This is a genomic window from Bacillus sp. GW823-FHT06A11, assembly GCF_058795355.1.
This window is the reverse complement of record NZ_JBXAHS010000005.1, coordinates 261,179-283,754: the sequence shown is the minus strand read 5'-3', so window position 1 is coordinate 283,754 and position 22,576 is coordinate 261,179. Positions and strand designations below refer to the sequence as shown.

General features: G+C 33.5%; 25 protein-coding genes and 6 pseudogenes. 5 read left to right on the top strand and 26 right to left on the bottom strand.

Going from position 1 to position 22,576, the window contains the following annotated elements; all coding sequences use genetic code 11:
- Positions 1-51: 51 nt before the first annotated feature.
- The 6 genes and pseudogenes from AC1Q8L_RS23575 to AC1Q8L_RS23550 all read right to left on the bottom strand — a co-directional run bounded on the left by AC1Q8L_RS23575 (position 52) and on the right by AC1Q8L_RS23550 (position 6,210).
- Positions 52-378, bottom strand: coding sequence for a hypothetical protein (locus AC1Q8L_RS23575; RefSeq protein ID WP_492339507.1), 327 nt, complete (start codon positions 376-378; stop codon positions 52-54).
- Positions 379-693: 315 nt separating this feature from the next.
- Positions 694-1,447, bottom strand: a pseudogene (locus AC1Q8L_RS23570) (DUF975 family protein).
- A 491-nt stretch (positions 1,448-1,938) separates the two neighbouring features.
- Positions 1,939-2,925, bottom strand: coding sequence for a glycerophosphodiester phosphodiesterase family protein (locus AC1Q8L_RS23565; RefSeq protein WP_492339506.1), 987 nt, complete (start codon positions 2,923-2,925; stop codon positions 1,939-1,941).
- Between the two features lie 728 nt (positions 2,926-3,653).
- Entirely contained in the window at positions 3,654-4,187 is a 534-nt protein-coding gene (locus tag AC1Q8L_RS23560; RefSeq protein ID WP_109102886.1) for a VanZ family protein, read from the bottom strand.
- A 20-nt stretch (positions 4,188-4,207) separates the two neighbouring features.
- Positions 4,208-5,551 (bottom strand): sensor histidine kinase, encoded by a 1,344-nt coding sequence (locus AC1Q8L_RS23555; RefSeq protein ID WP_492339505.1) that lies wholly within the window; start codon positions 5,549-5,551, stop codon positions 4,208-4,210.
- The gene (locus AC1Q8L_RS23550) at positions 5,548-6,210 is read right to left on the bottom strand and encodes a response regulator transcription factor (RefSeq protein ID WP_492339504.1); all 663 of its coding nucleotides are present in this window, start codon (positions 6,208-6,210) and stop codon (positions 5,548-5,550) included. The genes AC1Q8L_RS23555 and AC1Q8L_RS23550 overlap by 4 nt, the downstream gene beginning before the upstream one ends.
- 784 nt (positions 6,211-6,994) lie before the next feature.
- Between AC1Q8L_RS23550 and AC1Q8L_RS23545 the strand changes: the two genes are divergently transcribed.
- Positions 6,995-7,402 (top strand): YndA family protein, encoded by a 408-nt coding sequence (locus tag AC1Q8L_RS23545; protein ID WP_000734339.1) that lies wholly within the window; start codon positions 6,995-6,997, stop codon positions 7,400-7,402.
- 238 nt (positions 7,403-7,640) lie between these two features.
- Here AC1Q8L_RS23545 and AC1Q8L_RS23540 read toward each other — a convergent pair whose 3' ends face one another.
- From AC1Q8L_RS23540 to AC1Q8L_RS23495, 10 genes and pseudogenes are all read right to left on the bottom strand, one after another.
- Positions 7,641-7,802: an aspartyl-phosphate phosphatase Spo0E family protein gene (locus AC1Q8L_RS23540; protein ID WP_074593997.1), complete on the bottom strand. Its 162-nt coding sequence runs from the start codon at positions 7,800-7,802 to the stop codon at positions 7,641-7,643.
- 185 nt (positions 7,803-7,987) lie between these two features.
- Positions 7,988-8,443 carry a hypothetical protein gene (locus AC1Q8L_RS23535; RefSeq protein WP_492339503.1) on the bottom strand — a complete coding sequence of 152 codons (456 nt, stop codon included), beginning with the start codon at positions 8,441-8,443 and terminating at the stop codon, positions 7,988-7,990.
- Positions 8,444-8,505: 62 nt separating this feature from the next.
- Positions 8,506-9,105, bottom strand: a complete 600-nt coding sequence (locus tag AC1Q8L_RS23530; protein WP_000613330.1) for a hypothetical protein — start codon at positions 9,103-9,105, stop codon at positions 8,506-8,508.
- Positions 9,106-9,743: 638 nt separating this feature from the next.
- The gene (locus AC1Q8L_RS23525) at positions 9,744-10,178 is read right to left on the bottom strand and encodes a hypothetical protein (protein ID WP_000434467.1); all 435 of its coding nucleotides are present in this window, start codon (positions 10,176-10,178) and stop codon (positions 9,744-9,746) included.
- A 192-nt stretch (positions 10,179-10,370) separates the two neighbouring features.
- Entirely contained in the window at positions 10,371-10,721 is a 351-nt protein-coding gene (locus AC1Q8L_RS23520; protein WP_029948484.1) for a hypothetical protein, read from the bottom strand.
- A 170-nt stretch (positions 10,722-10,891) separates the two neighbouring features.
- Positions 10,892-11,155 carry a DUF3937 family protein gene (locus AC1Q8L_RS23515; protein WP_025118347.1) on the bottom strand — a complete coding sequence of 88 codons (264 nt, stop codon included), beginning with the start codon at positions 11,153-11,155 and terminating at the stop codon, positions 10,892-10,894.
- Between the two features lie 178 nt (positions 11,156-11,333).
- On the bottom strand, positions 11,334-11,765 hold the full coding sequence (locus AC1Q8L_RS23510) for a hypothetical protein (RefSeq protein ID WP_000914195.1): 432 nt from the start codon (positions 11,763-11,765) through the stop codon (positions 11,334-11,336).
- Between the two features lie 175 nt (positions 11,766-11,940).
- A pseudogene (locus AC1Q8L_RS23505) lies at positions 11,941-12,386 on the bottom strand (hypothetical protein); the annotation flags it as partial.
- A gap of 495 nt (positions 12,387-12,881) precedes the next feature.
- Positions 12,882-13,049: a hypothetical protein gene (locus AC1Q8L_RS23500; RefSeq protein WP_001293569.1), complete on the bottom strand. Its 168-nt coding sequence runs from the start codon at positions 13,047-13,049 to the stop codon at positions 12,882-12,884.
- A gap of 284 nt (positions 13,050-13,333) precedes the next feature.
- Positions 13,334-13,756: pseudogene (locus tag AC1Q8L_RS23495) on the bottom strand (Holliday junction resolvase RecU).
- A gap of 162 nt (positions 13,757-13,918) precedes the next feature.
- Between AC1Q8L_RS23495 and AC1Q8L_RS23490 the strand changes: the two are divergent.
- Together AC1Q8L_RS23490 and AC1Q8L_RS23485 are read left to right on the top strand one after the other, a co-directional pair.
- A complete protein-coding gene (locus tag AC1Q8L_RS23490) occupies positions 13,919-14,209 on the top strand; it encodes a hypothetical protein (protein ID WP_000758756.1) in 291 nt (96 codons plus the stop codon).
- A gap of 548 nt (positions 14,210-14,757) precedes the next feature.
- Positions 14,758-15,066, top strand: a complete 309-nt coding sequence (locus AC1Q8L_RS23485; RefSeq protein ID WP_025118345.1) for a DUF1093 domain-containing protein — start codon at positions 14,758-14,760, stop codon at positions 15,064-15,066.
- A gap of 71 nt (positions 15,067-15,137) precedes the next feature.
- Here the strand turns inward: AC1Q8L_RS23485 and tnpB are convergent, their stop codons facing one another.
- From tnpB to AC1Q8L_RS23470, 3 genes and pseudogenes are all read right to left on the bottom strand, one after another.
- Positions 15,138-16,259 carry an IS200/IS605 family element RNA-guided endonuclease TnpB gene (gene tnpB, locus AC1Q8L_RS23480; protein ID WP_000586182.1) on the bottom strand — a complete coding sequence of 374 codons (1,122 nt, stop codon included), beginning with the start codon at positions 16,257-16,259 and terminating at the stop codon, positions 15,138-15,140.
- A 252-nt stretch (positions 16,260-16,511) separates the two neighbouring features.
- Positions 16,512-16,718, bottom strand: coding sequence for a hypothetical protein (locus AC1Q8L_RS23475; RefSeq protein WP_002094308.1), 207 nt, complete (start codon positions 16,716-16,718; stop codon positions 16,512-16,514).
- Positions 16,719-16,937: 219 nt separating this feature from the next.
- Positions 16,938-17,128: pseudogene (locus AC1Q8L_RS23470) on the bottom strand (hypothetical protein).
- Positions 17,129-17,676: 548 nt separating this feature from the next.
- Between AC1Q8L_RS23470 and AC1Q8L_RS23465 the strand changes: the two are divergent.
- Positions 17,677-17,889 carry a hypothetical protein gene (locus AC1Q8L_RS23465; protein WP_001032093.1) on the top strand — a complete coding sequence of 71 codons (213 nt, stop codon included), beginning with the start codon at positions 17,677-17,679 and terminating at the stop codon, positions 17,887-17,889.
- Between the two features lie 390 nt (positions 17,890-18,279).
- Positions 18,280-18,468, top strand: a complete 189-nt coding sequence (locus AC1Q8L_RS23460; RefSeq protein WP_001145518.1) for a hypothetical protein — start codon at positions 18,280-18,282, stop codon at positions 18,466-18,468.
- Positions 18,469-20,305: 1,837 nt separating this feature from the next.
- On the opposite strand, the pseudogene AC1Q8L_RS23455 reads toward AC1Q8L_RS23460, so the two are convergent.
- From AC1Q8L_RS23455 to AC1Q8L_RS23425, 7 genes and pseudogenes are all read right to left on the bottom strand, one after another.
- Positions 20,306-20,582 (bottom strand): annotated as a pseudogene (locus tag AC1Q8L_RS23455) (dUTP diphosphatase); the annotation flags it as partial.
- A 531-nt stretch (positions 20,583-21,113) separates the two neighbouring features.
- Complete coding sequence (locus AC1Q8L_RS23450; protein ID WP_000375383.1) at positions 21,114-21,248, bottom strand: Fur-regulated basic protein FbpA; 135 nt, start codon at positions 21,246-21,248, stop codon at positions 21,114-21,116.
- A gap of 8 nt (positions 21,249-21,256) precedes the next feature.
- Positions 21,257-21,670: a hypothetical protein gene (locus AC1Q8L_RS23445; protein WP_000973344.1), complete on the bottom strand. Its 414-nt coding sequence runs from the start codon at positions 21,668-21,670 to the stop codon at positions 21,257-21,259.
- A 13-nt stretch (positions 21,671-21,683) separates the two neighbouring features.
- Positions 21,684-21,947, bottom strand: a complete 264-nt coding sequence (locus tag AC1Q8L_RS23440) for a hypothetical protein (RefSeq protein ID WP_000811970.1) — start codon at positions 21,945-21,947, stop codon at positions 21,684-21,686.
- Positions 21,944-22,231: a hypothetical protein gene (locus AC1Q8L_RS23435; RefSeq protein ID WP_031313036.1), complete on the bottom strand. Its 288-nt coding sequence runs from the start codon at positions 22,229-22,231 to the stop codon at positions 21,944-21,946. The genes AC1Q8L_RS23440 and AC1Q8L_RS23435 overlap by 4 nt, the downstream gene beginning before the upstream one ends.
- Complete coding sequence (locus AC1Q8L_RS23430) at positions 22,146-22,409, bottom strand: hypothetical protein (protein ID WP_000332347.1); 264 nt, start codon at positions 22,407-22,409, stop codon at positions 22,146-22,148. The genes AC1Q8L_RS23435 and AC1Q8L_RS23430 overlap by 86 nt, the downstream gene beginning before the upstream one ends.
- A pseudogene (locus AC1Q8L_RS23425) lies at positions 22,382-22,570 on the bottom strand (hypothetical protein); the annotation flags it as partial. The gene AC1Q8L_RS23430 and the pseudogene AC1Q8L_RS23425, both read right to left, overlap by 28 nt.
- Positions 22,571-22,576: the final 6 nt, after the last annotated feature.

The window sequence follows — 22,576 nt, the reverse complement described above, 5'->3', positions numbered from 1 at the left end:
TTAATGGGTGCTACTTTCCACTCATGCCCACGAAAGCATACATGTACCCCCTTAAGTCCTCATTGATTTATAGGGCCCAATAAAAGTAATATCAGACCTATTATTTGCTAAATAGTCTATATATTTTTGATGATTAGGTGATATATTCTCATCTATCTCTTTTCTTATTAAATGTAAACACCATACATATTTACTATCCTTATTCTCTTTATTGATTACATAAGACTGTATTAATTGAATATCTTTTTTCTTTTCAAGATTTTGAAGGTACTCTACGTATTGTGTTAATTCAGCAGGTCCTCTAGATTTTTTTTTATAAAAATGTATACAACCATAACTGTCTTTTACTAAAAGAATTATTATTCCTCTAAACACCATAAAGTTCATCCTTTTATTATAAGTCGTATTAATTTAATAAAATCTCATCATAATTCTGCATCAAAACGATCCGTATTAAGCCGTATCCCAATCTATGTATTACCCTATTTACTTCAAATTGCAACACGTTTGCGGTATCCTTGCCCTATTTACTTCGACTTGCAACACGTTTGCGGTATCCTTGCCCTAATCAAGATAAATATGATAGAACCAGCAGCTTAAGTCATTAAATATAATATTTAAAAATGGATATGCTTAATTGCATATCCATTATCAAGATAGTATACATTTTCCTTGCACATACTTTCTTCCTACTTATATACTTACCTTCGCTTCTCCAATATCCTGATTTTTAATTAAATTTAAGTAAAAATGTGAGACAGTTGTATTGTAATAAGGAGAAATGAAAATAAATGATAGATTAAACGTAAACATTCCTATAAATGCAGCTAATAAAAACCAACCAATAAATGATAGCCAAAGAACAAATAATTTTAACTTTTGTCCTTTCATTATTCTTTTACTTTCTCTCAGTGCTTCACTTGCTGTATAATCAGGATTCTCAACTAATATGTAATACGACATGGAATAAGAAAAATATTTAATAATACCTGGAACAATAAATAATAGGCTCCATAAAAAAATAAAAATAGCTTGCATTAAACCTAACTTCATTGATTTAAACAAATTCTTCTTTTTAAATCCTGAAAATACATCGTCTACCTTAACTTCTTCTTGTTTCCCTAAGTGTAAAGTAAAAACAGAATATCCATAATTAAAGATACCTTGAATGACACTGTAAATTAGGAAACATCCCCCCCATAAACCAATATAACTTAGAATAAGTACAGCAAATGCTACCGGATCTACTTGTGGTTGCCCACCTATTGAATAAATAATGCATCAGGACCAATTATCCCGATAAACAGTACAAATATTAAATACATAAAAAAGGCGATTGCTGATGCACTTAAGGTTGGTACAAAATAGAATAAAGCTGATACTCCTATACCTCCCCCCATTTCCCATCTAACGAATTCAATGCTGCTTTCTTTAAGTTTCCGATCATACTTGTATCCCCTTCTTTTTTCTTATTTTCCTTTACTGAAAAAATAAAAGAACTTGTAGCAAGGCCCCGCTACAAGTTCTTTTAGCCAAATACTTTAGCTCATCGAAAAATTATTTATTCTACACAATCGGGGGTAATGCCTAAAATATGGTTTGTTAACATCATTATATAACATAATTATGAATTTTCGTTAAAAATTCTATATATTTAGACAAAAAACCTCCACTTTTTCACCTATTTTTTTCATATAGTTTTATCTATTAAAGATACGTAAAAATCAACTGTACTAATTGAATCCAAAGTTTATTTAATGAATATGAAAAGACCACCTACAAAATTTCATAGGTGATCTTTTTGTGATTTTGCACTTGTGCACTACTTTAAAAGTATGACACAAATTTATCTTTTTTGTTAAAGACTTATTTCTACAAAACAATTCTGGGAGCATAAATTAATTCTTTCAGCATATGAATACTTCGAGTATTATATCATCACTTATTCTTAAATAAAGGTGCTATTTTATCGATCCGATTTGTCCAAATTCCACCTGTATAATCTTCAGGAATACGTTTTATATCTTCGAATGAGTCAAATCCACTTGAAAATCCAAATCCATTTCCACCTACAATGATAACGCGAGTATCTGCTTTATCCATTCTATTAAGAAAACGATTCGGCCATCCCCAAAGCCAAGGAGCTACTTTGTCTGGAATATGTAACTCTCCATGCTTCAGACTCGATGGCATGTAACCAGTCCACCCTAACGCAATATAAGTAAGAAGATCCTTTTTCATAGTTGCTTTTGACATTGTTCGTAAACTAGGGATACGCTCCTCAATCGCAGCAATTGGTTTATCACCACCATATACAGTTAGTTGCTCAAGGCGTTTTGCTGGTAGTTTCTTAAGATAAGCAGCCAATTGTATTCCTTCATTTTCATCATCACTTTTGATATGAATAAGAAAAGAACGATCTGGAAAATGGTTAAGTACTTCATCGAGTGTTGGCATAAGATTAATCCCTTTACCACGGAACGGGAATGTTTTCCCCCCATCAGCTGTATAACCGTATCCAATATCAAGTGCTTGTAATTCTTTTGTTGTAAAATCTCTTGTAACGCCTTTACCATTAGTACGGCAATCAAGCGTCCAGTCATGAAAAATAACAAAATTATTATCTTTAGTTGGTTGAACATCAAACTCTACTAGATCAGCTCCAGCTTTAAATGCAGCTTCCATAGATGGAATTGTATTTTCTAAATAAGAGTGTTCAGGTTTATTTATACGTTCTGCTGTACATGTATCACCCTCAATCCCATCCATGCTGAATGTTTGTGAAAGTCCTCGGTGAGCAAGAAGAATAGGAGCCCCCTCGTCCCTTTTAGCAAAAAAAGAACTGTTATTTACATAAACAAATACAAATAGGATAAGAATTATCCAAGTCGTTTTACGTTTCAGTAACCTTTTTATTTTATTCATTATATTCCCCTCTTAACTACTCATTGAAGTCATTTAAACAATGTTAGACTTTTTAAATACTGATAAATGTTACATCCTATCTTACTACATTGCAATGGATTACATTGGAAATTATAGGTTAGTACTTTGATATGAAGTGGAAGAAATTGAGTTTAACATATTATGATACTTTTTCTATTAGGTAATTGTATGTCTTATGCATGGATTTGAAAAAAATTATAGTGTTTTCTTCTCCTTCGATTAATGAAATTCAATTGATTTTTAATAAAACTATTTAAATTACGTTTTTTTATTTGCTCTAACAGGGGTCTCGCCACATACCCATCAAGCTAAGAAAAATAAATACCCCAAAATGATAATTTTAAAGACTTATTTGCGGAATACCGCTCGGATTTTCATTTTTGGGAGTATAGGTGGTTGGAATATAGCAGAATCCAATGACAATAAAGTTAATCAAATATCCCTATTTCAATCAACCAGCAGGTTGGTTGAAATAATAGTACGAGAAAAAGTGATAAAGCGAGTGCGATTAATTTTTTCATTTTCATTGCGGTAGTCATTCTATGTATGGCGTAAAATAGACATTTACGTTTGTCATGCTCCTATTATGGAAAAGCAATTTGTATTTTCCCTGTAGTCAACCTGTAGTTTGTCTGTAGCGGAGAAAATCAAAAAAGACCGGCAGGAATAACCCTGTCGATCAAAGTGATAAAGCTAGGTTGCTAACATCAGGGGTGCAGGCGCCTCATAACAAAATGGCTGAGATAAAACAAATAGGCGAAATATAATACTACGAATACAGTTACTACCAAGGCAAGTATATTTACAACCTTAACAGTCCTATTTTTGAAAATCTTGAACAATAAAGCATAAATACCAATGCCGATTACCCCTCCAAGCGTATTGTCAAGTACATCAGTAATATCGCTTCTTCCTATTGCGAAAATAAATTGTATAGCTTCAAACGCCAATGTCAAAGCAACAATTGGAAGAACTTTCTTCATAAAAGGCCATTTACTTTTTAGTATACAAATATATATACCTAAAGGGATAAAAATAAGTATATTATCTCTTATTTCTCTAAAATCAATAGTTCCGCTGTCATCAAAAGACCCCTGAAATGGAATCAGATTGATTACTCGTATCCCGTCTGGTATTTCAGAAGAAAAAAACGGTAATTTGAAGAGAATGACGCCTGTCAACAGCAGCATATATATTACAAACAATGCAATTGTAAGTTTATTTCGGTTTTCTGATTTCATTATTTTTCTCCTTGTGTTATTTATGCCTTTGGCAAATCCATCCAAAATAGAACGCCATCCGGAACGTTTTCCAAAGCATATTCAATGTTCATTACTTCCAACGTTTTCCGCACGATGGTCAAGCCTAAACCGTTGCGCCCACTTTTCCGCCCCCTCACTTTATCCATACGGTAGAATGGGTCAAATAACTTAGGCAGAACTGTAGCGTCTATCCTTGCATCTGTGTTTAGTATACAAAGGCGATATTGTTTAGCCGCAGGCTCGCTCCATATCCTAATTTCACCGCCTATAGGCGTATTCTGTACTGCGTTCAAAATGATATTGGAAAGTGCTTTTTGAAGCATTTTAGAATCGACAAGGCAGTTTTGTCCGTCAGGAATGTCCATAACAATGCACTGACCGTTTGCTTCAGCTAATATCTGAAAGTCAGGCAGTATGTCAGCCACTAATTGCCTAACTTTCAGTTTTTCAGGATCTTGAGAGATTTTCCCATCGCTCAAGTTGACAATCTCCAGTATCTCGGAAATCACATCGTCCTGCGCCTCCATCATCTTCACGCATTCGCGCAGGTATTTGGGATGATCTTTGTAATCACCTACATTTTCGAGCATACCCTCCAGCAAGATACTTGTTGCCGCGATAGGCGTTTTTAGCTCATGTGAAGCCGCCGAAAAGAAATATCGCTGTGCTTCCTCCATTTCCCTTACCCGCAGGATTTCATTTTCTAACCGGGAAATGGTATCTTTCAACTTATCGTACATAGAGTGAATGTCACGCGACAAATCGCCTAATTCATCCCGGCGTATAGGCAGGCTTTGCGATACGTCTTCAAGCCTTGTCATTTTCCCGGCGTCATCCGCCAGTCGCTTGATTGGGTTGGTTATCTGCCATGCAAAAACATACGCGCACACAAGGCAGAGGGCGAGTATAATGGCAAACGCGACCAATGCCTGCACAATTATTTCATTGTAAAAGGCAGTTAATCCCGGTCTGGTCTGGGCGACGACAGAATAACCGAGGGCTTTATCATTATGCACCACATAGTAAAAGTCACCATTGAAATTATCCGTGGTATCAGCACCCGGCGTAGCGTAAATCACGCCGCGATTATCATCTATAATGCAAAACTCAAATGATTGGTTGTTGTCACGAAACCTTTGCGCTGCTGCGGGGATATCGTTATAATCACTATTTTTTACTCTATTGACCAAAGGCTGATAGGACACTACTATTTGTTCCTTTTCAACTGCTCTGTACAGTGTTAAGAATTGACTTGAAAACAATGCGGCAGTTACGAAAACAATCAACAGCATAGCAACTATCGTATAGGCAAAAGTCTTAACAAATATCCCATTCTTTTTCATGAAGTTTCCTCCAATCGGTAGCCCACTCCGCGTACTGTTTTGATGATATTATCCGGTAGCTTCGCCCGTAGGTTTTTAATGTGAGTATGCACAGTGCTGCCATCACCGTCAAAATCGTAGCCCCACACGCGGGACAAAATAACTTCATGAGATAGTGTTTTTCCGTTTTTTTGCACCAGTAGCATTAAGATTTCAAACTCTTTAAGGGTCAAAAGTAATTCTTCGTCGCCATAAAAAACCTTGAAATCTTCCGGCAAAAGAGTCAGCTTGCCATAGTGAATTTCCTTTGCCGCCGCACCGCTGCGACGTAGCAGCGCCTCCACACGTTTCAGCAATAGCTGAATCTTGAACGGCTTAGTCACATAATCGTCCGCTTCCGCATCAAACGCTCTGATTTGATTCTCATCATCAGAAAGAGCAGTCATCATCAGAACCGGCGTATTATTCAGCTTACGGAACTCCCTTAAAAGCTCATGACCGTTCATTCCCGGCAGCAAGATGTCAAGAATGACAAGCTGATAGGTGTTATCATAAAACTTGGTATGCGCTTCATCCCCGTTAAAACAGGCATCCACCTTATATCCCGCTCCAGATAAAAAGACTTTTACTGCATTGCAAATATGCTCATCGTCCTCGACAAGCAGTATTCGTATATCCATAAATGTATACCTCCGAAAAAAGGATAACACAGCAATCTGTATTTTCCCTGTAGTTTTAAGATTTATTTCATTCGTCCATCAACAAGTTTTACGGTATTCTCTGGAATAGCCCATGTCCAGCCGAGCGATATTCACCTATAATCCTGCCTACTTACATAAAAGCTGTATCCGACGATCTGAAATGCCCCATTTCTCACTGGCTTCTTTCGCTGTCACCAAAACTCATTACCAAAAACAAAGTGCCGAAATATTGGGGTTACGCCTTCAAATAATTCTTCAATTTCTTTTTCGTTTATTAGAACTTTCCTCCTATTTATTCAAATCTAAGAATTCATTTTACATCACTTTTAACTTTATTTTTTCACGTGGTAAAAATTAACAAAATAAAACCAAGAGATTTACTTTTGTTTTTAAATGACTTTATTATCAATATACAACACCCACCATTAAAATAAGGGTCAAAACCTTTGCCTATAAGGAGTACTGCCACATGGCTATTCACTTAAGAAAAGTCAACACTTCAAAAATAAAAAAAGAACTAATTCCTTAAAATTAACAACTATAGAGAAATTAATTTTTCGTTTAGAGGGTAATTAAAAACCTTAGCTTGATCGCGCGAGACCCCTATTAGCTGAATAGCAATGTGGAGTTACCCCTAACATATGGATAGAAGTGTTTTCAAACAACATTATTTTAAAGCAGTCATTTATTTGCAACAAAACAAAATATTTTATGTATTATGTGAAGAACAATAAATTTCAATTAAAAATAGGGAGAAATAAGAATGAAAAAATTAAAAATGAGTATGATGGCATTTGTAACGACGTTGTTAGTAATGTTGGTCCCTTCTTCTACGTTTGCAAACACAATAGAGCCTTTTAGTTCTGGATGGGATTACTTAGGAGAAGAAACGTTATATTCAAATGGTGCTGAAAGTTATGTATATGCCTCGACTGGTGGAGATTACAAGATTTGCCGAGCAGCTGAAGTAGGTTCAACTAGTAAGTTAAAAGTTGAATTATGGGAGTACGATCCTGATAGCTACAATGATTATGTAGGCGTACGATATTTAGGACCCGGTGAATGTGGAGTTTTCAGAAATATTGGTGGCTTTGTGGATGGAGGAAATGAAGCGGAATTTTTTGCGAAATCAAGATCTAGCAGTAAGATGCATTTAATCTTTTTTGATTAATTCATTAACAAAATGTTCCGCTCTCTGTTTACTAACTATATTGTCTTCTGTTAACTTAAATCGTTAAACAACTTTATCTTTTAACTCTGTTCTTAATTTTAAGATAGTAATCACATCACTTTTCAAACGAAATAAATTAGTGTTTTACACTTTCTCAATATTACAGTATGAAATTTCTTATATAATTAAATTATTCTGTTTATTTATTTTATGTATCTGTTCCCTTTGAACCCTACTATTATAGGGTTCCTTTTTTTATAATCATATATTTATTAATTAATTTATCAATTTCCTGACTTAAATGGAGGACTTTCGTATGACTAAAGCCATGTTTATTTACCAGTTCTACTAATTCTAATTTTTTATTTTCTATTAGATCATTTAACTTCGCTACTAACATAAACTTCTTTCTTTCACACTCCCCTGAACAAAATAAAAAGAGCTGCTCCCAGCTCTTGTATAATAAAAATCTTTATTATTGCAGTGTAAAATTTACCATATTCTATTATAAGTGAATATACATAAAGCCAACAACAATAATTTTAGTGTATTTAGAAATAAAAAAGCAGCAATAATTCATTACTGCTACAACTTCTTTATAAATTCGTTATTAATAAAAAAATATTCTTCTGGTTCATCAGCTTCACCATACCAAGCCTCCAGCTTTATAATATGTTCTGCTACTTCTTTTAATATCAAATTCATAAATAATGAGATAGGTGTCACATTATATTCTTTATCTCTGTAATTCTTTAAATTAGCTATAAATGACCATTCATTACCTTTTAATTTTGTATAATAGTCATTCTCTTCTTCCCAGTTTCCTACGTGCCACCTCATATATAGAAAATAATCTTCTGCAAATGCTTCATTTATCTGTTTCTTTGTAAATGGAATATTTTTACTATGATTAACTTTTATGTATTCTTTAACGAATGGAAACATTAAAGCAGCTTCTTCCCAATTTCCTGTATTTGTTAATTCCACCAATCCTTTATATTCATCTTTTATAATTACTTTATCTCGAAAGGCTGTATACATTTCAAAAGAAAATTTTTTCCCCTCTTAAATTCATTATGAATTTGATTAACATATATACTTAACTACACAATAGAAGGTTTTAGAAATCGTATTACGTTTCCCTTTTCACTAAATTCACTCTCATTGTTACAATTCTTTGAGGCAAGATCCACTATATAACTCTCTGAAATTTTAAACGTTCTTTCCTCATTAAACATTGTCAAAGGAACTGATACTCCAACATTATTATCTAAATGACTTAGTACCATTACAGGGATAGTTTCTCCTTTTAATAAATCAACATATGAGGTCTTAACTTTATAATAATGCCCTTCTAAAAAATGCATTTTTCCGTTTATTAAATCCACTGCAACTCCATTATTACAATACGCTAAGTTTTGATTTAAAAAATGAATATCGTCTGATACTTTAATAAATTTCATCGTTTTATTATCAAATATATAGTAACCATCTCTTACTACAAAAAGATTATGTGGATTGATAAACTCTAGCAGATAATGTGTAATTTCAAAACTAGTATCTCCCTCAATCATTTCTCTGTATTCTACATAAAGTTTTTCTAACTTTTTAAATGTACTTAGTTTGATCCCCTGATTTGGTCTTGATGCAAGTGTTAAGTCATCTAATACCCATTTAGCTACATATGTTGACGTTGGAATCATTTACAATTTACCCCCTTGAAAATTCTATATATGAACATATAAACTATTTAAATTTAATAAGTTGGGCTCTACTTAAAGTATAGGCAGAATCTATTTAATAACTAAGATAATTCTCTAACTTTTTCATATTTACTTCTTATAAATTATAATTATCAAACTCCTACTATGAAATTTTTAATAATCAAAAAATTAATACAATTTGATGTAGCTATTTGGCTGTATAAAAATAAATCAACTATCAATTAACTGGATTTACACTTTAAAAAATGTACAAATCGTTCCTATTATTTCGAGACAATTCAAATATTTGAAAAGAAAACCCTACACAGAAAATCATATATGGATATTATGATTATATTTTATGTAATTACATGTGAGATTCTAAACGATATTTACGTCCTTTCAGAGACAGTATGCCCTTGATTATTTGGTGTATAAAAATATATTAAACATATAGTACGTGAAATTTTTAAAGAACACTTTAGGAGGTTTTAAGTACATGGAAAATGTTGTTCTAATTATACGGAATTCAGATTTATTAAAATCTATGGATAAGATATTAGCTAATTCTAAATCTGCAGAAAAATTACATGAATTACTAAATACGTCAAAAACTAGAATTTATTGTTTTGTCTAATTCAATAAGCACGAATATCATCACATTCAGTATCTATATAGTTTAACTCTACAAATTGCACATCTTTTTGGCGATTTAACAATTCTATTTTATTCATATTGTTCCAATCAAATACTTCTGCATGAGAAACTAAGCATTTTGCTTTCACAGTAGTTGTAATTCTCAGAAGTTGTTCTCTATTCTGCCATGTTGATATAAGACATGGCATCTCTAGCTCAATTAAAACTTTTTCTCCTACGGTAAAAAAATTCATTACACTGGGTGCATCTGATTCAAAAATTTCACATTCTGTTGTTTTTGAAATGACTTCTGCCCAACCATTTAAATAGTCAATACCTTTTAGCATAATGGGCAGCTGCTCTATCATTTCAACTTTTTGTGTTATAACCTCCAATAATAAGGTTTCAGCTAAAATATCAATCTTTTCTTGTTCCAATATTAAATTCCCTCCTTAATCGACGAAACAAAGAAATATTTTCTATATTATATTATGAATTGATCTATAAAAGAAAAATAAATGAATGCTCTATACAATTCTATTTAACATAACGCATTATAATCGATAGCAAGAAAAAAACGGATCCCTCCTCTAAAAAGGAATCCACCCTTTCATCATGTACTTCTATACTTAATTTATTTTCTTTGCTCTTGCAACCTTCCACAAAGCCACAATTAGTATAAGGAGTGGTATTCCCTGAATGAAGAGAAATCCTCCCGAAAAATAAAGCACACGACTCACTAGAGGAGGCGCTGTTGCCGACTCACCCGCAAAATAAGCCCCATAATTAGCCGCCACACCTGCATAATCAGCTATCCCACCTATAAGAAAAGCCGCTGGACTTGTGATTAGATTTATCCCTAAACAGACCATTATCGATGATAGGTTTTTAGTCTTAATTTTTGGTGAAACAGACAAGAAAAATAAGAATAACGCAGTGCCGTTTATAAGAAGTAGTGGTATTACATAATAAATCCCCATAATTCCCCTCCATGGCTTTAATTGTACCATCAGCAAGGATTGATTTGAACAAATAGGGTATTTATGTAAGTCAGATATAGTGTCTCATTATCAGTAACAAGAAAAAAAGCCCTGATCAGGGCTTTTTTTAAGATTACTATCATGAAATTTTTAATTGAAGAAAGACATGATTAGATTGATGCATCTTTTTTTGATGTCTGTTTTGTGAAATCATACAAAGCGATTGCACCTAAAAGAACAAGTATACCTCGAGGAGCATCTATCAAAATAGTTTCCCACATTTCTGGCATTGTCCATTTAATATCTGCTGTTGATGCAAGATATGATTGAAAATAACCGATTGAAAAATCAATTATACATAAAAATACAAATATTGTTAGACCAATTCGAATTAATTTCTTATTTGTAAACATATAACACCTCTCAAAACCCATTGGATATTTTTGATTTAAGGTTTTTATATATAAAAATCTTTATATATAATTTTAACATACAAAAAACCCAAATAAATACAATATGCATATTTGCATATTGTAAACAGTATTCCATGATGGTTAAGAAATTCCTACAAGTAAAAAAAGAGCCCACTAGGACTCCTTTTTATTTTAAATTTTAATAGTTAATTATAGCTTGTCCAGCCGGATACCAGGTTCCGTTATTTGCTAGGGCGAAACCATAGACAGTCTGACCAGAGCCTATTTTTTGTTTAACATTATTTAATGATTCATATCCATATGCCTGATAACCATTCCCGCTTTGTGGATATGCTACTGCTAATGTATTATAATTATTTGGATTCGAATAGCTATTTGTCCAAGCTATTTTTTGATAATACGTTGAAGTGAATGGATTTTCTAAGCCTTTTACAGCAAACTCAACAGTGCTCCCATAGACATTAACAGTAGTATATGCCGTACTTAAAGTATTTAAGTCTGCAACCTTTTCCTTACTTAAAGTTGGTGTGTTTTCTGCCGCCATCACACCGCCAGCTCCAGATAACATGACCCCAGTCGCTAATGCTCCAATTGCTAGTTTCTTTAACATAAAAAATCCCCCTTTAATAGTTTTATAGCTTGCACCTTCATCATACTTTTGATTTTCATTTATGTAAATATATTACAATTTTAGAAACATAAAACTATTTATTGCGAATGTTGAGTTAAGATATGTTGTCTGATAATAACGATAGATGGTTATTATCATATGAAAAAGTCCTACATTAAGTAGGACTAAATAGCCTTAGCAATCTCATAAATAACGGAATCATTTGCACCACTTTATAACCGATACCTGCCCTTGAAATTAGACTGAATCCTCGCTCCTGACTACCAACCATAATGAACAAACTACCACATAACGCTACAACGGATGCTATTGGGTATGACACCACTTTAATTAAGAATATAACCGGTTCAAACGCATTTACAATACGATTGTATAATTGGCCCTCTATATAATTCTTTATCTTTCCGTCATTTGATTGGACATCTTTAAATACCTCATTCACATCCGGATTTTAACCATCAGCAAATACATGAGGAATATCTATAATATTGCTGAATATAATTACACTGCCAATCATAATTCTCATTCGCGCCGCCACGGGTGCGTATTTTTTGCATCCTTTTTGAACAAGCTCCACTTTTTCTTCGTGCCATAGTTACCATATGGATCATCTCCTTATTTTTAAATGTCCATTTTGTTCAATAAAAAAAGAACACTATAAAGTGCCCTAAGCTTCTGAGTATAAAATATACGACAATGCCTTGCCCGTTCTAATGGCGCAACCTAAAAGAGCTTTATAGCGGAATATATATAGCTCTCGGAAAAGGAATAAGTTGGTTGGCATTGACTCGATATTGTATGTTTGGGAATTCCTTATGTGCAATAAAAAAGCTCTATACCTATTTATAGAGCTCTTTAAGTGAGTAACGGTGTATTTATATTGACCTGATATTATATGATAAAAGCCTCCTTATGTACAAACGAAAGACAGCACTCCCCCAATAAGTGCTCTCCCTTGAAAAAATATAGGGGAACATGTTGGAAACCGTTCAGTGTCATTATATGATATTCGCCTAAGTCATGTATTAAAGGGGGTTAATGTGTAATTTCTATACAACAAAGAAAAAAGCACCCGAATGGATGCTTAAATTAAACTTATTCATTATCAATATCTCTACTTTCATCATTAACTGATTTAGGGTCTAACATGATTCCTATATCCGGCGGCAAAATTAACTCTATACCAGCTACTGGTTGATTGTCCTCATTAAAATAATACTTCTTTATCTTATTCAATTCTTCATTTTTCTTATTTTCACTCATATTATCCCGCCTTTTATGTATGATATTAAAAACTTTTCTTAATATGTACATTGAGAAAGATAATATACTATTTTTCAACTCTCACACAACTTATAAAATTTTCACATAATAAAAGAACACCCATAATTGATAGGTGCTCTGATATATAAAGTGGTTTCCATCCACACATTCCAATATATGCTCGTCCATCTCGAAAGATGCAAACAAAAAAGCACCTAAATAGGTGCCTTTTCGAAACGTATAACGCGAGTAGCCCCCACCACTCTGTATGGTTCCGTTATCCATTAGACCTTTAATAATTTGTGTTTCTTATTAGCCATCTTCTCTTTTGCTGCTTCAATGCTATTTACTAATTTCTTATGGTCCTGATCAAATTGAATCATTCCATCAAACATAGCTGGTGCTACTGCTTCTTCAACATAAGGAAGAAACAAATTGCTCCCATCTTCTCCGCTTTCTCCAGGTAATCCAATTGATGCTGTGCAATGTTCTTCAAATCAAAACGTGTACCTTTCTCTGTAGACTTCGCTTCAAATGCGATAGCTCGCTTATACACACCGTCATAGTCTACTGTACTTTTAGCTTCATAAAATTCATTTAGTACACGGCCACCTTTATTTAATACCTTCACAGGAGCCGGGCGCTTGCTTATAAGCACCACTCCCCCTCTTTGATACATTTTTTTCATTCGCTAGATTGATAAGCATTCCAAATGCAATCCCACGGTTTCCTAGTCCCGTTGTTACTCCTCACTTTCTATTAAAAGGAGTATTTTGTTCAGTTGTCTCCATTACATACAATAAACGTGCTTCATGATATAATATTTTCATTTACATAAATTTACTATTTCATAAAAGGAGGTAACTATTATGAAAAAATGGATTATTGCTATCATATATTGTTCTCTTTTAACAACATTTTCTTATTTATCTATTAAAACTGTACTTTTATCCGCTACTACCTCTACTTCATTCCCAAATCTTCATTTCTTTGTTGGAATGTTCGGATTAACCTTTGGCATTTGGCTATTCGTATTTGGAATACGAAAATATATTTTGTTTGCCACGGAGGATGAAAAAGAACGCCGAAAACTTAAAACCATGTTTTCTATTATTTCAGTTTTATCTTGCTACGTTGCAACTCTGTTATTTTTTATTTAATTCAGCCTACAGTTTGTACATATACTATTTCTGCCCCTGAATAAAACTCAATATTCCGTCAATACTGTAAACAACCCATTTCGAACCATATTCCATTACCTGAGCAGTTAGCTTTTGCTAGCTGCTCTTTATTTGTACAAGGTACTCAATTGACTGGCGCACATATAATATTCTGAGTTCCTTTCTTTATAAAATAGTCGTTATAAAATGAGACTCGTCACGAGAGCACTTTACTAAGTGCTCTTTTTATATTCCAACTTAATACAAAATAAAATTTTTATTCTAATCTTCTCTAACATCTTCCTTAATGAAAAACGACTCACAGTTTGTATAAGCCAAGCATATATTTACTTAGACAAGACATAGTTTTTTACTGTACATGTACAATTTTTGTGCATGTTTTTTTGTTCAATACAATAACTATTTTATTAAAAATCCTTAATGAGCTACTCCTTAAAGTTTTGTAATATTAATGTCACTAAAATCAATTTTTCCACTATAAACTCTTTACTATAATTTTCTATATACACAAACAAGGAGAGTGTTATATGAAAAAATCATTAGTTATATCTGTATTACTCGCACTATTTTCTAGTTTTGCTATTGGATGCGAAAGATCACCTACTATAAATAGAATGGGAACCGAACAATATTATGTACAGATAACAAACAACGGTGAGATAAAAGGGAACCAACGATTCTATACTTTATCTACTTATAATAAGGATGGGATAGAAAAAACAGTTACATTTGGAAGTGTAAAACCTGGAAATAAACCTCTTAAAGAAAATGCCTTCATCCGCCTTTATGTCAACCAAAAATATGACAACAATACTGAGATAATCATAGAGAGTTGAACTACCCCCACTTTCACTTTGTTTAGAAGTGAGGGATTCCTAAGTAAAGAGTTCTATCGAACTCTAATTGATTAGGCTAACCCCGCAGTCCTTGCGGTTAGAAGCCTTATCGCTTCATTCTTTATATTGATACTTGCGTTAATATCCCTATCATGGTGTGTACGACAAGAAGGACAGTCCCATTCACGTAGGTTTAGATTTTTAACGTCTTTATTTTGATATCCACAACAAGAACATAATTGGCTGGAAGGAAATGTTTTCGATACGACAATGACTTGTTTTCCATACCATTTTGCTTTATATTCCAACATTGTTCGAAATTGTGACCATGATACCTCACTAATTGCTTTTGCTAACTTATGATTCTTTAACATATTCGATACTTGCAAATCCTCTATACCGATAACATCGTGATTTTTGATGATTTCAGTTGAGATTTTGTGCAAGTAATCTTTCCTAGCATTTGATATGTATTCATGAATTCTAGCTACCTTTACTCGTTGTTTATTCCAGCGAGAAGATCCTTTCATTCTTCTAGAAAGAACACGCTGCGCTTTCGCCACCTTATCTTCTAATAATCGAAAAAACTTCGGATTTTTATAGGGTTTACCATCTGACAAAATAGCGAAATCTTTTAGTCCTACATCTATTCCAATGTAAGAATGTGTTTTCGGAAGTTCTTGTACTTCTGTTTCAACTAATAGTGACACGAAGTATCTGCCAGAAGGGTTTCGTCTAACAGTCGCATTTACAATACGTCCCTTTACTTCGCGGCTTTTGGCAAATCGAACAAGGCCTAGTTTCGGCAACTTTATTTTGTTCCCTACAACGGCAATGTTTTCATTTGTTTGTTTTGTGGTGTAAGATTGTACGTTATTCTTCTTGGATTTGAAACGCGGGGCACTATTTTGTTTTTTGAAAAATCGTGTATATGCATCCGCAAGGTTGCGAACAGACGACTGAATCGCAATACTATCCACTTCTTTGAGCCAAACAAACTCTTTCTTCATGGCAGGAAGTTTGGCAGAGCATGTACCATATGTTAAACCTTTTCCAGTCTCTTTGTATACGTGATCCCATAGGGATAGGAAATGATTGAATACAAAGCGAGAACAACCTATCGTTTTGTTAATTAGAATTGCTTGTGCTTGATTTGGATAGATACGAAACTTAAAGGCTTTATTAATTATCATTTAATTCACCTCCATTTCAGTATATGACTATTATATACCAAACGTACATTCGATAGGTAGTGGAGTAAAACTTTCTGTAAGTCGAACAATTAAGATGGCTTCCTGCCATCCCTTGTTCGAAGCCAATTCATCTCCCACCTACTCACTCGGCTGTGACCCTTCACGCTCCTTGAGGAAGGAGTCTTCTTGGCTAAAATGATAAAAACATAATAAAAAAGAGTGCGATTAAGATATGCACTCCTTCAAAAGAATTTACCACTCTCGATGGTCACCGTGATCATGATTACGATCGCGTTCATGATCACGTCTACGACGACACTCATCACAATCGCAGTCACGTCTACAATGACAGTTGTTAAAATCGTTTCTTCTGCGTCTACGACCGCATCCACAAAATACTAAATCATCCCAAAATCTATTACAATCTCGAGAATGTCCAAAATTATTATTCCATCCCATAGATATGATTCCCTCCTCTAAAAATTGAATTCATCATATTCTATGATTAAAAGTTAGAAATGGTTTGTTTACTAGTCTATGTTTCAGACTAATAATATTTCAATTTGCAAATCTATCTGATCCCTAATCTTTCCTTAACAACAAACAAGACGCCACCCAGATTACGGCAAGCGCCTACGATAATTGCTATAAACTTAATCAAACTTATTTATCCTGACTTTATTTATTCCTTTGTTTCCATACCCCATTCTCTTTACGATAAGTATTCTTGCCATCCATGAAGTCAGCTGTATTACCCGGAATGCTATATTTCTTATTTTTTTCTTAGCCTTCTTCTTCAGTCTCTTCTCTTTTTGAATAACTTGCAAATCTGCCTTCCATTGTTTCAACAAATCCTTTTCACGTCGCATCGAATTTGTACCCCTTGGATTAAAATGTGAACTAAATAATTAGATTCTACCTATTTATATAGAATCCTTTAATCCAAATGTCCATTTTATTCTACCCCTCGTTTAATATGTACCAATTTATGTTTTTCCTTCTATATAGGCCAACGATATATTATAATCCTTTATATCCCCAAGGAGGTTTACCATGCTTTATTTCCATAAAATATTTTCCGTCTTAGGATTCTTTTGGTTTTTATACGGTTTTATTGGTCTCATATTTTTATTACTATTCCTTAGCGTATCGTAACAATGCGTATACATGTATGCTTAATGTGTAATTTCTATATAACAAAGAAAAAAGCACCCGTTATGGATGCTTTTGATTACTTATGCGCTTAATTTTCCAGTAATCTCTTCTGCTGTTAAATCGTATTGTTATTCCTCACTGTCTATAAAAATAATTAGTTCGTTAAGTTTCAATATGTAATATTGTATACTCTTTACTTTCAATTTCCATATATGCAATAATTTATTTATAAAAATACAAAATATTAGTAAGGATGATTTATATGAACAAATTCCGGAAGAAGATAATTAAATCCTTACAAACTTCTTGGGGATGCTTAGCATTTGGTGTATTAATATTTGCTATCTTCTTAATTATAGATCTAACAGATACACCTTTAAATACATTAAGTTGGAGAGATTGGCTAGGTTCTTCAGTAGGTGCAGCCATTGTATCTGTAGGAATGTTTACTTTAAGTAACTTGGATTTAAAATAATTTTTCCGTCAATACTATATGTAGGCTGTATGTCAAAACTCATTTGAAGTAATTTTCTTTGTATCTCCTTGTATGGAGCAGTTAACTTTTACTAACTGCTCTTTTAGTCGTGAGCATTATTGACAAGCTATCATATAATGTAGTCATGCCTTTCTAAAAATTAAGTTCGTCACTTGAATTATAAAAATGGGATTAAACCCTATAATCTTTTCAAGAATCAGCCATATTTTATTCCTGAAAAAGTGCTTTATTTTACTGAAAGGTGGTTCCGGAAACAACTGCCTTTTTGTTTATGACAAAAGGATTATTTTTTTCAAATGTTTACTACTAATGATCAATAAATATCTTATAATTATTATATACGAAATAATTTGTTTAGGAGCAGATAAAATGCCAGTTACACTAGAACTTATTCTTTTTATTCTTATAGCAATTAGTGCTGTTGGCTATTTGATAAAAGAATCTCAAAAAACTAAGAAAAGAACACTTGGAATTTCACTAGAACTTTTAGTTCTTTTCTGGTCAATATGGAGAATATCGACTATTATAATCCAAATTTCGGAATATAATCTCTCGTGAATAAAACCCAATATTCCGTCAATACTTTATATGACATTAGATTTTCTCCTTGTTCCCCCTTGGAGAACCGAGCAGTTAGCTTTTGCTGGCTGCTCTTTGTCTGTAAAAATACACTCAATTAACAAGAAACGCATATAATATTCTGTGTTCCTTTCTTTATAAAATAAAGTAGTCTTCACAAAATGGATCTCGTCACGAGAGCACTTAATAAAGTGCTCTTTTTTGGCTTTAAAATAAACAAAATGAAATTTTTATTTATTTTTCTTTCATATATAATATTTTAATATTTGTTTATGATATAGTTGTAACTTTTGTACAACATATAGCTGTATCCAGTGAAACTTCTAAAATTGTACAACCGAGCAATTAGCTACTTTAGCTAGCTGCCTTGTTATGTAAAATAAGGCATTTATAAAAAGCTTTCTCAACACCCAACCGATGGAATTCAATTACCTTTTATGGTAATCTATTGGTAATATCATAAAAATCTATCGTTCCATTAACAGGACCCGTCCCCCTAATCGGGTCCTGTTAAATGTTCTCTATTAAAATGGTGTTTTGGTTCGACTATCGTCTTTACTTCCCCACGTCCTACAATTCAATATGCAATATTACATATTTGGTATATCAAATTTATAAACATGTAATAATTGCTTTATACAATGTTTATAATTATTATCGAAAGGAGAATACTACATGTCTTTCTTTTCGTGGTCTCCTCTTATTTTCTTAACAGTTGTTGCAATCATCATTTCTATTAAAAAGACTAAGAAACAATAGCTTTAAATAGTTACAATAAGTTATTTTTAGGAGGTGTAGTTATGTCATTTGCAGCATGGAGTGCAATTTTTATGACTTTAATCGGAGCAATGTCAGGAGTAATATTTGGTACAATTTCTTCTAAAAGAAGTAAAAATATCAACTAAAAACCTACTAATAAAAATAAATTTTTATTTTAGTGACAGCTGATACAATCTTAATATTCTAGCTGTCATTTTCTATTCAAATAACTATTTTTTCACTTTTTTGATACATTTATGAAACATTTATATGTTATCTTCAGTAGGTTCTTTTCATAAATTGTGTGAATTATACCTACACAAGAAGCTCTAGATCCCTAAATCTAGGGCTCCTTCGTTTAAATAAATATTTTTTCAATTCGATGTATAGACAACTATATATTTAAATGTTAAAATATTATTGTGATTCCTGCATGGTTTCACATACGACTTTTTTTCTTCGGTTATGGGGTTCTTACGTAATAGTAAGAGCCATTTTTTTATTCCAATAATTTTTTTGTTAAAAATTTACACACACGTACTTTTCGATATATAATTAAATTATCAATATATTAGGAGTGTTAAGTATGTCAGGAACAATAATGATTTTGTTATATATTTGTTTCGGAATGAGTGTCGTTTTTAGCTTAATAAGGGAATTTCGAAAACCACAGAAAAACCAGTTCTTAATTTTAGTTGATTCTTTAATTTTGCTAGGAGCTCTATTCCTAGTTAGCAGTATCTTCATCTAAATCAATAACCACGTAACTCGGTACTATTAAGATTTCTTTACCGCATACATTACATTTAGGATTTCCATGTGCAGAAATCCCTTTAATAATTTCAATTTCTAATAAATCTATTTCTGTGTTATCAAATATTTCAATCACATGTAAAAGTTACGTAAAGATTACTATGATTTAATTCTTCCACCCCAGAAACGTTATATAATGAAATTGCAAACATTAGGTTTTTACCTTTCTGTACGACATAATTCTTTGCTAGGAGCAAATCCTAGCCTTTTTTATTTCACCCTCCGTTGATTCGAAGTCCAGATTCCCTCTTTCAATTACATTAGCCTGCATGCTAGTCTCTTTAGGGAATTCAATGTAATCAACAAGTACACTAACCTTCCCTCTAAAACCACTATCCTCAGTTCCAAGAATCACGCGTCATACCACTACGCGGACGTACCTGCAATTCATATCCTGGTGGAATCTCCAAAGCTAATCCCATTTGTACAACCTTTGTTTGGCCCGGTCATATAATCGTGTCCTCTGCTGCTACAAAATCAAAACCAGCACCACCAGACTTTGCATATCTTGGTAACTCCACATCTTTTATAGATTTTCCGAACGGGAAACCCCACTACGGTGCGATAGCACCCACTTTAGGAATGGGATGAGAGTGAGGTCAAATGCGATGTACAAATAAAACACCGAAGGTACGTTCTCTACATCAAGAATTTGAATTGGGATCATTTTCATAATAGGAAAATAAAAGTCTCTAAAACAATCTTGTTCTCTGAAAACAGAATACATAGGAGGTTGAAGTAACAAATTCTTCTACTCCGTAAAATGTATTGAGTCGTCAAGCACAAGACGCTAAAACACATTTGAGAACTCACAATCTGACTCGTTTGGTAATAGAGAATGAGTGCCGTATCTGCTATATGCACTGGATACGGAGTGTTGATGGCACACCGCAATCTTGCACGTCAGCGATACTAGAAATAGACTTCGCCTTTGGTAGTAAGAATCCCACTGACATTAGTCAGCTTGTGGCTTTAGCCGTGGGAGTGTCAATTACCTCCCTTTGCTTTGATTAATAATTGAGTCACTTCGTAAACATCATGTTGTATTTCCATCATTCTTGATACACTCCTTTAATTAGATTCCACAACTCTTGTTCAGTCATCTCATAAAGTTGTCGACCAGTCTTTTCCTCTTTATAAATTCCTTTTTGTAGTAAAACATCGATATAGATTTGTTTCCTGTCCATGTTGCCTCCTAGCTACTTTTCTTCTTAGGTCTCCTTATAGGTGTAGTTGCTGCCCTTTGTGGACTCCATCCTCCTTTTAATACTCTTTTACTAAATGTGCTATATGAAATACCGTTCTCTTCAGCTAAATTGACCATATCTTCCATTGTTGCTCTTAATTTCTTTACAGGCTTTTTTGCTGCTTCCTCTGGTGACATCCCTTTATAAACACGAGTTAAAAATGTTTTCTTTTTAACCCCATTTTCTAATGCTATTCTTAACCACTTTTGTTCCCTAAATTGATATTTCCGAGGCGGTGTATTAATTGCCTTACCAACATCCCATCCCATTTGATACACCCTACGATATAACATGTTATAGCCAATGCCGTTCTTCTCGGCTGCTTGATAATCTTCCTTTTCTAGCCATCTATTTATCATCATGGCGCTATGCCTCCTAATCCAAATTCATAATCTCCTCTAAAGTTCTATCTGAAATATGGGTGGTAATGATTTGTATGTTCCCGTATTTCTTTTTAGCCATTTCTAAAGCTGCGCCCCCGGACTTCGCGTCAAACCAACGGAGCTTCCATTTCTCGTCTTTATCATAAAACTCTACTGAATACGTCATAATGCTATTACGTTTCAAAAACTTATCCGCTGTACTTGTTGCAGTATAATCAAAACTTCCGACTACATCCTCTAGTGTTAGTTGTTTCATGCTCCTAACCCCATTGGGCGCGATTTGATTTTGTTCTTATCTGCCTGATCCATGATTAATGCGGCGATTTCTAGTTGATGCCTTCCTAGCTCTTTTGCTATTTCGAGAATACCTTTATCCTCATCCCACATTTTTCTTAATTGAATCACTTCACTTTCATCAAACACTAAGTCTAATTCTTCTAAAGCGATATATAAGTTACGACGCGATTTCTTCATGTACCTTTCCTGTTGCAACGCCATTATGTAATTCTCCTTTTCCAAATCCGTTCCAAGTCGTGGCATCCCATTTCCCCTCCAGTTGTAATTGATGAATTTCCCTTAGCTCCGCCATAACAGCATGACGTCTTCTATCCACTTCTTCAGGACTGCGATTCCCTGCTTCGCAAATACAAGGTACAAATTGAAAGCAGCCATTACCCATATCGTTCTTAATTATTCCCGTTCCGTTACATGCACACATTTTAATTCCCCCTTTAAAACTGATAATGTCTTTCTTCTGTAATACTTTGTTTCTTTGAAAGTAATCGTTCTGAAGTTATTGAGAATCCGCGATACAATCCGTTCATCATAAGCCCCCTCTAAACACACTCCTGTAAGGTTTGTTGTAAATATAGTAGATTGAACCTT